The organism is Heyndrickxia faecalis, from assembly GCF_040267745.1.
Lineage (GTDB): Bacteria > Bacillota > Bacilli > Bacillales > Bacillaceae_C > Weizmannia > Weizmannia faecalis.
On the sequence record NZ_CP158453.1, the window covers coordinates 3,226,092 to 3,239,524 of the forward strand.

The window sequence follows — 13,433 nt, forward strand, 5'->3', positions numbered from 1 at the left end:
CCTGGGAGGACAGCCTTTTAAAAAGGGACGGTTTTGCATTTCATTTTTCTTTTCTGGCCTCGGGGAAGAACAACTCGTTGCGCGTTCGTTCCCCTTTTGTCCTTCATTATCTTGATGAAGGACGTTTCACTGCTCGCGGGCGTTTCTTTTGTCTTTCATACTTTCGATGAAGGACATTTCGTTGCACAGGTGCCCTTCTTTTGTCTTTCATACCCTCGATGAAAGACGTTTCACTGCTTACGGGCGTTTCTTTTGTCTTTCATCACCCCGATGAAAGACATTTCGCTGCCCTGGCAACTCTCTTTTGTCTTTCATCACCTCTATGAAGGACATTTCGCTGCCTGGGCGACTCTCTTTTGTCTTTCATACCCTCGATGAAGGACATTCCGTTGCACAGGTGCCAGTCTTTTGTCCTTCATCACCCCGGATGAAGGACGTTTTGCTCCCATGTCTTTCTTTGCTTTAATTCTTACCGGCGGGAAGTTCTTTATTCCCCAAGCAGTTCCTCTGTCAGTTTTTCCTGGTGAATGAAGTACGTGCCTTTTTCCTGCGGGAGAATGAGGTTTTTTTCTTTAAGCTGGCGGATCGTGCGGCTGACCGTTTCGCGGGTGACGCCGATCATGTTGGCGAGGTCTGAGTTGTTGAGCGGGGTTTTCACGAGGACCAGCCCGTCTTTTTCCTGAACGCCATGTGTACGGGCGAGGCGCAGAAAAAGTTTGACCACTTGCTCGTAAGCGTTGTTTAAAATCTGGGCTTCGAGGCGGTCCTGCAAGTCAAGGATTTCATCACTCATCACACCGTATAGAGTCATGGTCAGCTGCGGATTGTTGAGCAACACGCTTTCAAAATCAGCAATCCGGATGGCAACGAGATTCGTGTCCACAACCGCCATCGCATTCGCCGGGTAGCTTATTTTCCGGAAAAAACCAACATGCGGGAACATGTCGCCATCGCGAAGCAGTGTGACAACCTGCTCTTTGCCGTTCGCATCGGTGCGGTAAATTTTCACTTCCCCGCTTTCAATAAAATAAACGGCCTCCTGCGGGTCCCCCTGGAAAAAAATATGCGCACCCTTTTCGACATGCTTTTTAACGGATATTTCTGCGATCACAGCCAGATCCGCATCCCCGAGTCCTTTAAAAAGCGGCATTTTACGCAGGTTTTCCAAAGCGCTCACTTCCTCATTACGCAGCTGCAGGCGGCCTGCAGGACAAATCCCTTCAACACACTCTATTGTACACAAAAATAAGCACACTGCCCAAAGCCAATGTAAAAAAAGAAGAGGGCCCCAATCGGAGCGCCTCTTATTAAGAAGGAATCGATTCTGTAGGATGGGCAACCGTTTCCGGTGCTTCCTTTTCGTCAAATTCTTTCTCTGTTTTGGAGATGACGACCGTCGCGACGGCATTTCCAATAATGTTTGTGAGCGCGCGCGATTCGGACATGAACCGGTCCACGCCGATCAACAGTGCGATCCCCGCAACCGGGATAACCGGGAACGCAGACAAAGTCGCAGCAAGGGTAATGAAACCGGAACCGGTCACGCCCGCCGCCCCTTTTGATGTCAGCATTAAAATCAGCAGCAGCATGATTTGGTGCCCGATCGTCAGGTGCACATTGTACGCCTGCGCAATGAAAATGGAAGCCATTGACAAGTAGATGGCGGTGCCGTCCAGGTTAAACGAGTAGCCGGTTGGAACGACAAGGCCGACAACGGATTTTGAACAGCCGAATTTTTCGAGTTTTCTCATCAGGGAAGGCATCGCCGATTCCGATGAAGAAGTCCCGAGCACGAGTAAAAGTTCTTCCTTTATATAAGCGATGAATTTGAAAATATTAAACCCAAACGCTTTCGCAATCCCGCCGAGGACAAGCACGATAAAAATGATCATCGTCAGGTAGACGGATCCCATTAATTCGCCGAGATTGATCAGCGAGCTTGCGCCAAACTGGCCGACTGTATAGGCCATTGCCCCGAATGCAGCGATCGGCGACACTTTCATGACAATGCCGACAATTTTAAAGAAGATTTCCGTTATGTCTTCAAAAAAGCGGATAACCGGTTTTGCCCTCTCCCCGAGAGATGCAGCAGCGACCCCGAACAGTACCGCAAAGAATAATATTGGCAAAAGGTCTCCCTTGACAAAAGCCCCGGCGATGCTTTCCGGAATAATACCGGAAATAAAACCAATAAAACCGTGTTCGTTGTCTTTTGCCTGCGTGACGAATTGTGAAACCTGGCTTGTTTTCGCATGGCTTGTATCAATGCCGTGGCCAGGCTGGATTAAATTAACGATAACCAGACCGATGGCGAGCGCAACCGTGCTGACGACTTCAAAATAGATAAGCGCCTTGCCGCCGATCCGGCCGACTTTTTTCAAATCCCCCATGCCGCCGATCCCGATAATGACCGTAAAGAAGATAATCGGCGGGACGAGCATTTTGATGAGTTTAATAAACCATTGCGCGAGAATATTCAGTTCTGCGCCGAATTTAGGTGAAACAAGCCCTACAATAATCCCCAGAATGATGCCAATCACGACTTGTACTGTAAGATTCCGAAAGTTGATCCTCATTTGCCATCCCCTCTGTTTGCGCTTACATTTTAGTATCACGAATTATATTTCTATTATAGTACAGGTTTCTCCCGTTTTCACTATTTTTATATTAAAAAAATTTTGCTTTTAACAAAGCATGGTCTAAACAAAACGCAAAAAGCAGCGGAACAGTGCCCGCTGCTTTTTTCCAGCTGTCTTTGAAAGAATGCTGGGAACGTATACTCCCAATATGAATAGTCGCCACCAGGGTCTGTGCCTTTTTCCGGGACAAGTTTATACTTCCGGTACCGCTTCTCGCAATGCTTCTTCCAATTCTTCCCTGTACGCCTGTTCTGTCTCCGCATCCCAGGAAAATTCGGCGGCCAACCATGTCATGACCGGCTCTTTCCATTTGCGGACCCAGTTGATATCAAAGAAAAGGGCACCGGTACGGCGAATGAAGAAATCGACCGGTTTTACCGCCATTTCTTGTTCCACTGCGTATTTCAATACGGCGTACACTTCCCGCGGCAGCGGATAGTCGTCTTTCCAGCTTTTCGCGTATGCATATACGTGATCCGCGTTCGTGCCATATTTTTCCGCAATCGCCCGGCTTGCTTCAGCAGACAGGCCGCTTGCTTCCCCTTCTTTTGATTTTGCTTTGACAAACGCCGGCAATTTTTCAGAGCCGCCTACGTCACCGCCGGAAATCGGCAAGTGCTTCGTTTGGCACGGCCGGAAATTGCCGCCAAGCCTGCGCGCCACAAGATCTACAACCGTTTCCGCCATTTTCCGGTAGCCGGTCAGTTTGCCGCCTGCGATTGTCACGAGGCCGCTTTCGGATTCCCAAATTTCATCTTTACGCGAAATTTCGGAGGCGTCTTTTCCTTCTTCGTAAATCAGCGGACGGACGCCGGCCCAGCTTGATTCGACATCATGGGCTGTCACTTTGACTTCCGGAAACATAAAGCGGATCGCTTTCAATAAGTAATCAATATCTTCCGGGAGCGGTTTCGGGTGAATCGGGTCTTTGTCGTAAAATGTATCCGTTGTGCCGACATACGTTTTGCCGCCGCGCGGAATGGCAAACACCATGCGGCCATCCGGCGTATCAAAATACACGGCTTGCCGGAGCGGGAAGATGCTTTGGTCAAACACAATATGCACGCCCTTTGTGAGGCGGAGGCTTTTGCTCCCTTTCCCGTCCTTATTGCGCATTTTATCACTCCACGGCCCGGTCGCATTGACGACCATTTTCGCCCGCACATTTACGGTTTCCCCGCTGATCTGGTCACGAACAGTGGCCCCGCAGATACGGCCGTTTTCATACAAATACTCTTCCGCTTTTGCATAGTTTACAGCCAGCGCCCCATGTGCGACAGCTGCTTTCATGACTTCAATGGTCAGCCGCGCGTCGTCCGTCCGGTATTCGACATAATAACCGCCGCCTTTCAGCCCGTCTTTTTTGATCAGCGGTTCCTTATTTAAGGTTTCCGAAGCCGACAGCATTTTCCGGCGTTCCGTTTTTTTCACGCCAGCTAAAAAGTCGTACAGCCGTAAGCCGATATTCGTTGTAAACGCGCCGAACGTGCCGCCCTTATGGAACGGCAGCAGCATCCATTCCGGCGTTGTCACATGCGGGCCGTTTTCATAAACGATGGCGCGCTCTTTTCCGACTTCAGCCACCATCTTTACTTCAAACTGCTTCAAGTACCGCAGGCCCCCATGGACAAGTTTGGTTGACCGGCTTGACGTGCCCGCCGCGAAATCCTGCATCTCGACAAGCGCTACCGACATGCCGCGCGTCACTGCGTCAAGCGCAATGCCGGCCCCTGTAATGCCGCCGCCGATCACAAGCAGATCGAACGTTTTATTTTTCATGCCTTGTAAAACCGTCCCGCGCTGTTTTCCTGAAAATTCCATTTTCATCTCCTCCTTCAAAATAAAAAGAGACCTGACACATGCATTATGGAAAACTCCCATAAAACAAGCCAGGTCTCTCTGCATCTCTTGACATTTTATGAACTTGTTTTTATTATAACAGACCTTCCGCTGATTTTCAGCTGTTATGCACCGGGCAAATGTGAGTAATACCTGTTTCATGCCGTTGCCCCGACAGATAAGGCACCGCCGGCCAAAGCATGGAAGGCAATAGTGCCCGAACCATGCGCGGCAACAAAGCAATAGCCGGCCACGTTTCCCGAAAGCTGTTTAAAAGTCCAATAGACAAGCCATCGAAGGAAAACCGGCTGAATACCGCATTTTCTGCAGTCACATCCGGATGGCCGGGAATCCAAGGTGCTGTGAAAACCGAACCATAGCAATCTATTGAAAAGCAGTGGCCGCCTGCAACAGCTAAACTGCCACAGGACAAGCCGGATCAAACCATGCCGGCTGCAGCAAGAACGGCAGCCGAAATGCTATAAATCTATTTAAAGGCAATGGTTGCGTGGATTGCTTTTTTCCATCCGCCATATAAGGCTTCGCGCTCTTTTTCCGCGAGTGACGGTTCAAATTTGCGTTCCACTTTCCACTGGCGGGCAATTTCTTCACGCGATTCCCAGTAACCGACCGCAAGCCCCGCCAAATATGCGGCGCCAAGTGCTGTAGTTTCGCTCACAACCGGGCGTTCAACCGGCACGCCCAACATATCGCTTTGGAACTGCATGAGAAAATTGTTTTTCACTGCGCCGCCGTCCGCACGCAATGTTTTAAGCGGCAATCCGGAATCCGCCTCCATCGCGGCAAGCACATCTTTCGTCTGGTAGGCGAGCGATTCAAGCGTGGCCCGGATAAAATGTTCTTTCGTGGTGCCCCGTGTCAGCCCGAACACCGCGCCGCGCACATCGCTTTCCCAGTACGGCGTCCCAAGCCCGACAAATGCCGGCACGACATACACGCCATCTGTCGAATCGACCCGTTCTGCATACGATTCACTTTGGGCGCTGTCTTTGATCATGCGCATCCCGTCACGCAGCCATTGAATCGCTGACCCTGCCACAAAGATGCTGCCTTCAAGGGCATACTCGACTTTTCCATCAATACCCCATGCGAGCGTCGTCAGCAAGCCATGCTTGGAAGAAACAGCTTTTTCGCCGGTATTCATCAGCATAAAGCAACCGGTGCCGTACGTATTTTTCGCCATCCCTTCTTCGTAGCACGCCTGCCCGAACAGCGCCGCCTGCTGGTCGCCCGCCACGCCTGCGATCGGAATTTCCTCACCGAAGAAATGGTACGGTGCAGTTTGCGCATAAACATGGGAGGAAGGTTTGACTTCCGGAAGCATCGCAGCAGGAACGTCCAGCATTTCAAGCAGCTCGGGATCCCATTTCAAATCGTAAATATTGTACAAAAGTGTCCGGGACGCGTTCGAATAGTCGGTAACATGGGCTTTGCCGCCTGAAAATTTCCAGATCAGCCAAGTGTCGATTGTGCCAAACAGGAGCTCGCCTTTTTCAGCGCGTTCTCTTGCTCCGTCAACATGGTCGAGAATCCATTTGATTTTTGTCCCGCTGAAATACGGGTCGATGAGGAGCCCTGTTTTTTCACGGACCATATCAGCATAGCCTTTTTCTTTTAAGTCAGCGCAAATATCCGCTGTCTGCCGCGACTGCCAGACAATCGCATTGTAAATCGGATGACCCGTCTTTTTATCCCAGACGACCGTTGTCTCACGCTGGTTGGTAATCCCAATCGCGGCAATCTGCTTCGGCTCTACATCTGCTTCTGTTAAAACGGTCGTCGTAACCGCGAGCACCGATGCCCACACTTCATTCGCATTATGTTCCACCCAGCCAGGCTGTGGAAAATACTGATGAAATTCCTGCTGGGCTGTATGCACAATTTCCCCTTTTTGGTTAAAAAGAATAGCTCTTGAACTTGTTGTCCCCTGGTCAATGGATAAAATAAATTTCTCCATCCCGTTTCCTCCTTACGCTCTCTTTTTCTTGTTTTCTATCATCCATACTATCAATAATACAAGTAAACACGTTAGCAAAACACACCAAAACGCGGGCGTCCAATCATTTTTAAACACAGCCCGGTAAAAAACGCCCCCGAGAGAACCCCCGAGCAACGGACCGGCAACCGGCACCCACGCATAACCCCAATTCGAAGGCCCTTTCCCTGCAATCGGGAGCAGAAAATGGGCAATTCTCGGGCCAAGGTCGCGGGCAGGGTTGATCGCATAACCCGTCGTCCCGCCAAGTGAAACCCCGATCGCTACAATCAGCATGCCAACGATGAACGGGTTCAGCCCGTCTGTAAACTTATTTGCCCCGATCGTAAGAACACCGAGCACAAGAACAAAGGTCCCAATCATTTCACTGATAAGATTGGCAAAATAGTTTGGAATGGCCGGCCCGGTCGAAAATACGCCAAGTTTGGCTCCCGGATCGTCCGTCTCCTTCCAGTGCGGCAAAAAGTGAAAAAATACGACGGCAGCGCCGATCATGGCTCCGACCATTTGCGCCAAAATATACCCGGCCACTTTCGACCATGGAAAATCCCCGTTAAATGCAAGCCCGACGGTAAGTGCGGGATTTAAGTGGGCACCGCTGTATTTTCCGACTGCATAAGCCGCCATGGCGACGCCAAGTCCCCACCCGAACGAAATGACAATCCAGCCGCTCTGGTAGGCAAATGACTTTTTCAAATTGACATTGGCACAAACACCGCCACCAAAAATAATCAGGATGGCTGTGCCAACCAATTCTGCTAAATATGGATTCATACCCCTTCCTCCATTTCGAATGAATTAAAAGCTGATCCGGCAACACTCCGGTCCCTTTCATCAAAAAAGAACAAAAAGACCCACGACGCCCGCAAATTTGTTGCGAATGGAGTGGATCTCTTTGTTCTCCTGCCAAGTTTATTAACTTATGTATGATGATAACGCTTACTTTAAATTTTGTCAATCCATGTTCACAAAAAAATATATACCGGATTTTTCCAGATTTTGTTGAAAGAAGCGGACATCCTTGCCAGCAGACTTAGGATTCCGCTGGGCTGCATTCGGCTCCAATGGGAGAATGTTTCACATCGCTTCCACTTCTGGTTAGGAGTCGGCTTGTCAATATGCCCGCTGTACACCCGGGTGCCGTCCCATGCAAAAAAACCACTGCGGCCGCCCGGAACAGCCGCTTATCTTTATTTCTTTTCCAAAAAGGCTTCCCACAATTCCGTGTCCGAGGTAGTGATGCCTTCCGCTCCGGCTTTCAATGCTTTTTCCACATCTTCCCGCGTACGGATCAACCCGCCTGCAAAAATTGGAATGCCAAGCCGTTCTTTTACTTCGGTGATCATCCATGGCGCGATTCCCGGCAAAACTTCAATATAATCAGGTTTCGTCCGTTCAATTAATTTGTAACTTTTCTCAAGCGCATGCGAATCAATCAGGAACATTCTTTGGATCGACACGACTCCCTTTTGCTTTGCTTTTTGTATGACATTGGCTTTCGTGGAAATTAGCCCGAAAGGTTGATACTCCTGGCATAAATATTCCGTTGCGTAATCATCACTCTTCAAGCCCTGGATCAAGTCCACATGGTAAATCATTTTTTTGCCTTCCGCCTTTGCCATTGCCGCGACATATTTGAGCTGTGAAATGTGAAGCTCCAGAAAAATCCCGATTTCATAATCACTTTTTAAAAACCTTTCAAACTCCTTCATGTTGACAGAAGCCGGAAGAATTCTTTGAGAAAAGGCCATTTTTTCTCCTCCTTATGTTTATGCAAATTTAGTTTACCACGTACGATGGGCCGGTACGCATTGTGTATATGTCAAGATTTTCCCGGCTGTGTGTGAATCGTGTCTTTTGAGGGGACTGTCCCCGGGAATTTTTCATTTTCCGCTGTCATCGTGAAAAAGATGAGTGAATGTTTCACGCAGCTAAGAACAGATGAATCAGACCAAGTGGCTCATTTGGTTGCATAAAAGCCAGCTCTCTTTTTATTCAGTTTAGGCCATTTTCCACGTGTATATTGTATAGGATCGGGTTTTAAAAGCAACATATTTTGAAAGAGGGTTTTTTTATAGGTAATTTTGTATCTCCAAAATTGAGTTTTCAAACAAAAACGGTAAAGACATTGATGTAAAGATGTTTTTACGTAAAAGTATGTTTACATTTTTGAATAAACCGGATATACTGGTTGTAAAGATACTCTTACTTTATTGAGGAAAGGAAAAATCATTTAAACTTATACATATCGGGAGCTACTCAGCTATGGTTAAAAACAACATTAAGTTACTAAGAAAAGAAATCGGGATAACGCAAGAACAGCTTGCAAAAGAATTAAAAATTACGCGGCAAACAGTCATTACGATTGAAAATCACCGTTATAATCCCAGTCTTGAGCTTGCGCTTAAAATTGCTAAGTTTTTCGGCAAAAATGTAGAAGAAATATTCTTTTTAGAGGAGGGTGAAGACAGTGCCGTCTAATTATAAAAGAAAGCCAATAAATATTTGGTTATGTATTGCTACTGTAATTGTAATTAATCCCACATTTCGCACGTCTTAAATATAGTTCATTCTAATTTTTGAATGAACTATATTTAAATGGCTTGGTGGGATGATATCTTCTTATTTTTGAGGAATTTTCGATAAAATTCTTTTCAATTCGACATTCTTTTCATGAATTCCTCCTATTGTGTGTTATTCTCCTTTGTTTTCGACATTTTTTGACACGTATATTGATACATCATACCCGCATAATTCAATGATTTTTTTGGCTTGTGAATCAATATTATCGGGTAAGAGCCTTATTTTTTGTTGATTTTGATTTATAAGGATCACGGTAATATCTTCTAATTGCTCTAACAATGCTTGGCCTGTGGGTTGATAGAGTTTCCTTTTTCCTTTCAAGATTAGAGATAGGTTCTTTTCTTTCAGTTCTTTTCTAACTCGATATTCTAAAATTCCATAGATTAATAAAGCCATCACATACACAATACCTAAGGCCTCAACCCTTTCCGGGGTTTTTAAGTAAATGGCATCAATCATTTGTGAATCTTTGATTAATCGGAAACGGGTCTCAGCGGCCGACTGTCCTTTATAAACCCTCAAAACTTCTTGATTGGATAGTGTCTCCTCATCTAATTTATTTGTGATTAAAACAAAAGTGCTGAGCATTTTTTTCTTATTTTCGATAAAATCATGATCTTTTTCAAACGATTCCAGTTGTATTTGATAGATTTGTTCTTGTTTTGTCTGTTCGTCCTTTTTAGGTCTTCCTCTCTTTTTTCGTTTGATAGGTTGATCACTCATCTGGACGTTTAGTTTATAACAGAAATATGAAGCCTTTTGTTTTTTCTTAAAAGATTGAATTGCTTCTAGTGCGTCCTCTTTACAATGAAAGATAACTTTACTCAGTTTTTCTATCTCTTTTTTTAATTGTATTTCTTCCTTTTCGATCGCCCGATTTAGGGTTTTCTCTTTTCGTTGATCTAAATTGTTTGAGTGGACAACAAGAAACCGGTAAGGAAGGTTTTGAATTTGTCTTTCAAAAGCTTGAATTTGGTAAATAGCTGCGTCTTTTTTATTGCTAAGTGAGCCTACCCTTTCCCAGTTATTGAGCAACCATGCCTCTTTCTTTAGTTCTGTGCTTAAACCGAATGTATCAGGTAAACGGGAAATAAACGATAAATTTTGTTGTTGAATTTCCGCTAGATTTTCCGTTGTGATTAATGCAGAATCGGCTTGATAAATGAGATTTTTCCAATCTTCATGGGAAAGGATTTTTCTCATCTTTTGAATGAATTCCACATTCCAAGATTTATCCGAAGTATTCCCATTTTCTACTTTTGCAAGGATAGGAATTCGTTCAGGTGTGACCCCCATCCCCAGAACGATTTGTTTTAAGTCAGGCCTATGGGCCTTACTATACCCGTACGTAATTTGCAGTCCATCTTCCTTCGGTTGCTTATATTCTCCGTAAACAGAAATTGAGGTTGTATCGTTATGCAGTACACCAATAGGAAGATTCAATTTTTTTAGTGCTTTTAATGCAATGGTGGAATAGACTTTCCATGCTTCGGCTTCATACAAGTAATCTAATGCTCTTCCTAATGCATCATCATTTAATTGATCGGGTGAAACCGATGTATCGAAAAGCATCTCAGAATCTAGGTTTTGATAGAATTCATGAACCTTATAAAGGGGCTTGCCACTGCATAAAATGTTTAAGACAAGGGCTTTAATCCTTGTTCCGGGTGAGACATGACAACGGACAGAATCCCATTTGACTAAATCATTAATGGTCTTTTCGAGTTCTATTTCATCACACAGTTTAGATAAAAGTTGAGACGGCCCCACATGTAAGGTTAAAATTTGATCTGACATAAAAATTTCCTCATCTTCCCGTAATTAGATAATCATTCAATTCTACAAAGAAGGAGAAAATTCCTTTAAAAAAATCATAAAATGGAAAAATTTACGTGCGGAATATGCGATTAATATATTTGTTGCTATATTTGAGCATCCCTTCCCCATTTGGTCACTTGTTGGTGATGTAGTTATGATCTTTGTAGTCTGGGAATATAATAGGGATTTAAAAAAACAAGAGGACGATGATGAAGTAGTAGAAGATGAACGTACTATCGAAAATCGAAAAAAATATAACAGAATATTTCTTTTTTGGGTTATGATCTTTGTAATAGCTGCTTTAGGAGTAATGGCTGTACTTGGTATAAAGTCTGTTTCAATTGAGAATATGATCTTAGCTCTATGCATTCTATTGCTTGGTGGTTTTACTCTTACCAGCTATCTATCCAGAAAAAATAAGAACCCGGTTACTTAATTGTCAGGCTGGTTGTATCCAAAAGAAAATAGTAAAAGATAAGCGGTGATACCTTTAGCTTATAAAATTGGGATCGTATCCAATGCTGAAGTATCGGTGCCCCAACACCATACAGAAAAGGGGAATATTGTGATCAACGTAGGAGATGTCATTTCTTATAACTTTAATTTTTTAATCTATATTCATAACGCTTATACCAATTTGGAAAATGAGGGTAATAAGTTTCCCTATCTGCCTCTTGAAAGAGAAGGTTTTATTGATAGGAAGTCTTTTTTAGAAAAGGGTAAAGAAATATGGAGGGAATGTTTGCGCTCAGATATACAGGAAGAAGATATTCAATATTGGCTAGCGGAAAAATTTGATTTTCGAGGTTTATTTTCCAAAAACGATTATGGTGAAAGGAATTATCGGTTATTGCGAAGGACTTTTAATTGTTGGTTTGGGGAAATCGGATATCGAAGCTTAGAATTGCAGGGAGAAGTATGGGTACCCTATGTTTACGAAAAATTAGCTGAAAATAACAAAAAATATGATGGCGATATTTTTTTGGAAATTATCTTTGATGAGGGGCCTAAAGAGTGGAAAATATATTCTGATCAGCATTACTTTATTACGATCCACGATCATCCAATGAATGGATCTCATATTCTGCTTGATTATTTAAAAATGATTGAAAAATATTGGGTGCGACATATTCGTCATACCTCTAAAATCCCGTTCAACCCATATGGATCAAGTAGCTGTATTCAAAACCTTTCCCAGTTCCCAGCTGTGTTCATGCTACAAGCTACCAAAATAAAGACGTTAAAAACCTGGCAGTATGGGAATGGCCAAATTGCCATATCTAATACCCACCATATAAACCGCAAGTATCAATCTTAAAAACGAGGTCATAAGGCTTCTAACCGTAGGAACTGCGGGATTCACCTGCTCAACAAATATTTAACAAAAAAGAGAGGGGAAATTTTGTGAAAAAATTTGAAGGAATATCTTTTGCACTCTTCATTTTTTCGGCATTGGTTTATTTAGTTTCTATTTATGGAGGTGTGGACTTATTTCCTGGGCAAATAACAATCATCATTTTAACTGTGTTCCCTATTATTGGATTAATTCTTGCCTTTAGTAGCAAAGGTGGCGGCTTCATGAAAGTAATTAGCATTATTGGGAATCTTGCTGTTCTAATGATTGCTGTTATTGTGCCGGTCATCGTTACTACATTTTTTTGGAATCAGCCATAGCGAACTGAATTAAAAAGCAACATGGCCAAAACCATGTCGCTTTTTTATTAGCATCGCAAACCACGAGGTTGGAGGACGCTTGCTGGCGTTTGAAACCGAAAGTGCGTTTATCCAGATTGGGATCCGTTTTCCTTTTAGGCAGAGCACATTAAAACAGAGTCAACAGGTATAAATGAAGAGCTGTCTATTCAATTCCTTGTCAGTATTTGGAATCTCCCATAAAGCAGTGATGGGAATACTTTAGCCAGAAGTTCAACAGATTTACTAAGGTTTCGAGCGTAAAGAGAACCGTCGATAACAAAAGCCGTTACCCGGTCTATAGATGTCAAAGTTTTGTGGCTGTGACTCCATACACGAAATCCCCCGGGCAACTGTCTTGGTGGTCTCAATAAACAAAGCTAAAATAAAGAAAAATCAAGATCAAGCAGACAGTGCCAATTTTTTGCCTGGCTGCAACTTTTTTATAAAATTCTATGATAAGGTGAACAAAGAAATAAAAGGCTAAGATGAAAAAAGAAATATGGACATGATCGAAAGTTGCGAATAAAAGAACCGGTAGAAAGATCAAAAGCCAAATATAAGTACTCCTCCATATTTTAATAAACTTTTCCATAAGTTCCCCCTATAAAAGGTATTTTCTTTTTTCTAATGTTTCTGCACCCCATCCCAAAACTCCTGCTAAATTTCGCGAACAAGGATGTCTGTTTCGCCACACTATCACCGAATTAAAGAAAAAACAAGCCCCCCTCCATTGAAAGCCGTCAAACAGGTGGAATGGTCCCTGCCATTAGCTTCCGCATCGTAAACATGATCGAACGTGCATGCAAGTTTACTTCTTGGAAAAGATTACGGCCGGCTGATGC

10 protein-coding genes and 1 pseudogene are annotated in these 13,433 nt (G+C 44.1%); 4 read left to right on the plus strand and 7 right to left on the minus strand.

The window, feature by feature from the left end; translation table 11 throughout:
* Positions 1–487: 487 nt before the first annotated feature.
* The 6 genes from ABR335_RS15395 to ABR335_RS15420 all read right to left on the minus strand — a co-directional run bounded on the left by ABR335_RS15395 (position 488) and on the right by ABR335_RS15420 (position 8,246).
* A complete protein-coding gene (locus ABR335_RS15395) occupies positions 488–1,168 on the minus strand; it encodes a Crp/Fnr family transcriptional regulator (RefSeq protein ID WP_350346369.1) in 681 nt (226 codons plus the stop codon).
* Positions 1,169–1,307: 139 nt separating this feature from the next.
* Positions 1,308–2,576 (minus strand): C4-dicarboxylate transporter DctA, encoded by a 1,269-nt coding sequence (gene dctA / locus ABR335_RS15400; protein ID WP_061566194.1) that lies wholly within the window; start codon positions 2,574–2,576, stop codon positions 1,308–1,310.
* Positions 2,577–2,831: 255 nt separating this feature from the next.
* A complete protein-coding gene (locus ABR335_RS15405) occupies positions 2,832–4,460 on the minus strand; it encodes a glycerol-3-phosphate dehydrogenase/oxidase (protein WP_013858258.1) in 1,629 nt (542 codons plus the stop codon).
* A 505-nt stretch (positions 4,461–4,965) separates the two neighbouring features.
* On the minus strand, positions 4,966–6,456 hold the full coding sequence (gene glpK / locus ABR335_RS15410; RefSeq protein WP_350346370.1) for a glycerol kinase GlpK: 1,491 nt from the start codon (positions 6,454–6,456) through the stop codon (positions 4,966–4,968).
* 12 nt (positions 6,457–6,468) lie between these two features.
* Positions 6,469–7,269, minus strand: coding sequence for an MIP/aquaporin family protein (locus ABR335_RS15415; protein WP_035182632.1), 801 nt, complete (start codon positions 7,267–7,269; stop codon positions 6,469–6,471).
* A 416-nt stretch (positions 7,270–7,685) separates the two neighbouring features.
* Entirely contained in the window at positions 7,686–8,246 is a 561-nt protein-coding gene (locus tag ABR335_RS15420) for a glycerol-3-phosphate responsive antiterminator (protein ID WP_014096283.1), read from the minus strand.
* 514 nt (positions 8,247–8,760) lie between these two features.
* Between ABR335_RS15420 and ABR335_RS15425 the strand changes: the two genes are divergently transcribed.
* On the plus strand, positions 8,761–8,976 hold the full coding sequence (locus ABR335_RS15425; protein ID WP_014096284.1) for a helix-turn-helix transcriptional regulator: 216 nt from the start codon (positions 8,761–8,763) through the stop codon (positions 8,974–8,976).
* Between the two features lie 213 nt (positions 8,977–9,189).
* Here ABR335_RS15425 and ABR335_RS15430 read toward each other — a convergent pair whose 3' ends face one another.
* Positions 9,190–10,875, minus strand: coding sequence for an IS1634 family transposase (locus ABR335_RS15430; RefSeq protein ID WP_260832243.1), 1,686 nt, complete (start codon positions 10,873–10,875; stop codon positions 9,190–9,192).
* Positions 10,876–11,050: 175 nt separating this feature from the next.
* Here ABR335_RS15430 and ABR335_RS15435 point away from each other — a divergent pair, with 175 nt between their 5' ends.
* The 3 genes and pseudogenes from ABR335_RS15435 (at position 11,051) to ABR335_RS15445 (ending at position 12,570) form a co-directional block, all read left to right on the plus strand.
* Positions 11,051–11,332, plus strand: a complete 282-nt coding sequence (locus tag ABR335_RS15435) for a hypothetical protein (RefSeq protein ID WP_350346371.1) — start codon at positions 11,051–11,053, stop codon at positions 11,330–11,332.
* A gap of 736 nt (positions 11,333–12,068) precedes the next feature.
* A pseudogene (locus ABR335_RS16835) lies at positions 12,069–12,278 on the plus strand (IS200/IS605 family element RNA-guided endonuclease TnpB); the annotation flags it as partial.
* A gap of 22 nt (positions 12,279–12,300) precedes the next feature.
* Complete coding sequence (locus ABR335_RS15445; RefSeq protein WP_260832344.1) at positions 12,301–12,570, plus strand: hypothetical protein; 270 nt, start codon at positions 12,301–12,303, stop codon at positions 12,568–12,570.
* The last annotated feature ends 863 nt before the right edge of the window (positions 12,571–13,433 follow it).

Coding starts and splice junctions, on each gene's coding strand:
- dctA (WP_061566194.1), bottom strand. CDS start 2,576: ATGAGGATCAACTTTCGGAATCTTACAGTACAAGTCGTGATTGGCATC.
- ABR335_RS15435 (WP_350346371.1), top strand. CDS start 11,051: ATGATCTTTGTAGTCTGGGAATATAATAGGGATTTAAAAAAACAAGAG.
- ABR335_RS15415 (WP_035182632.1), bottom strand. CDS start 7,269: ATGAATCCATATTTAGCAGAATTGGTTGGCACAGCCATCCTGATTATT.
- ABR335_RS15430 (WP_260832243.1), bottom strand. CDS start 10,875: ATGTCAGATCAAATTTTAACCTTACATGTGGGGCCGTCTCAACTTTTA.
- ABR335_RS15420 (WP_014096283.1), bottom strand. CDS start 8,246: ATGGCCTTTTCTCAAAGAATTCTTCCGGCTTCTGTCAACATGAAGGAG.
- glpK (WP_350346370.1), bottom strand. CDS start 6,456: ATGGAGAAATTTATTTTATCCATTGACCAGGGGACAACAAGTTCAAGA.
- ABR335_RS15425 (WP_014096284.1), top strand. CDS start 8,761: ATGGTTAAAAACAACATTAAGTTACTAAGAAAAGAAATCGGGATAACG.
- ABR335_RS15405 (WP_013858258.1), bottom strand. CDS start 4,460: ATGGAATTTTCAGGAAAACAGCGCGGGACGGTTTTACAAGGCATGAAA.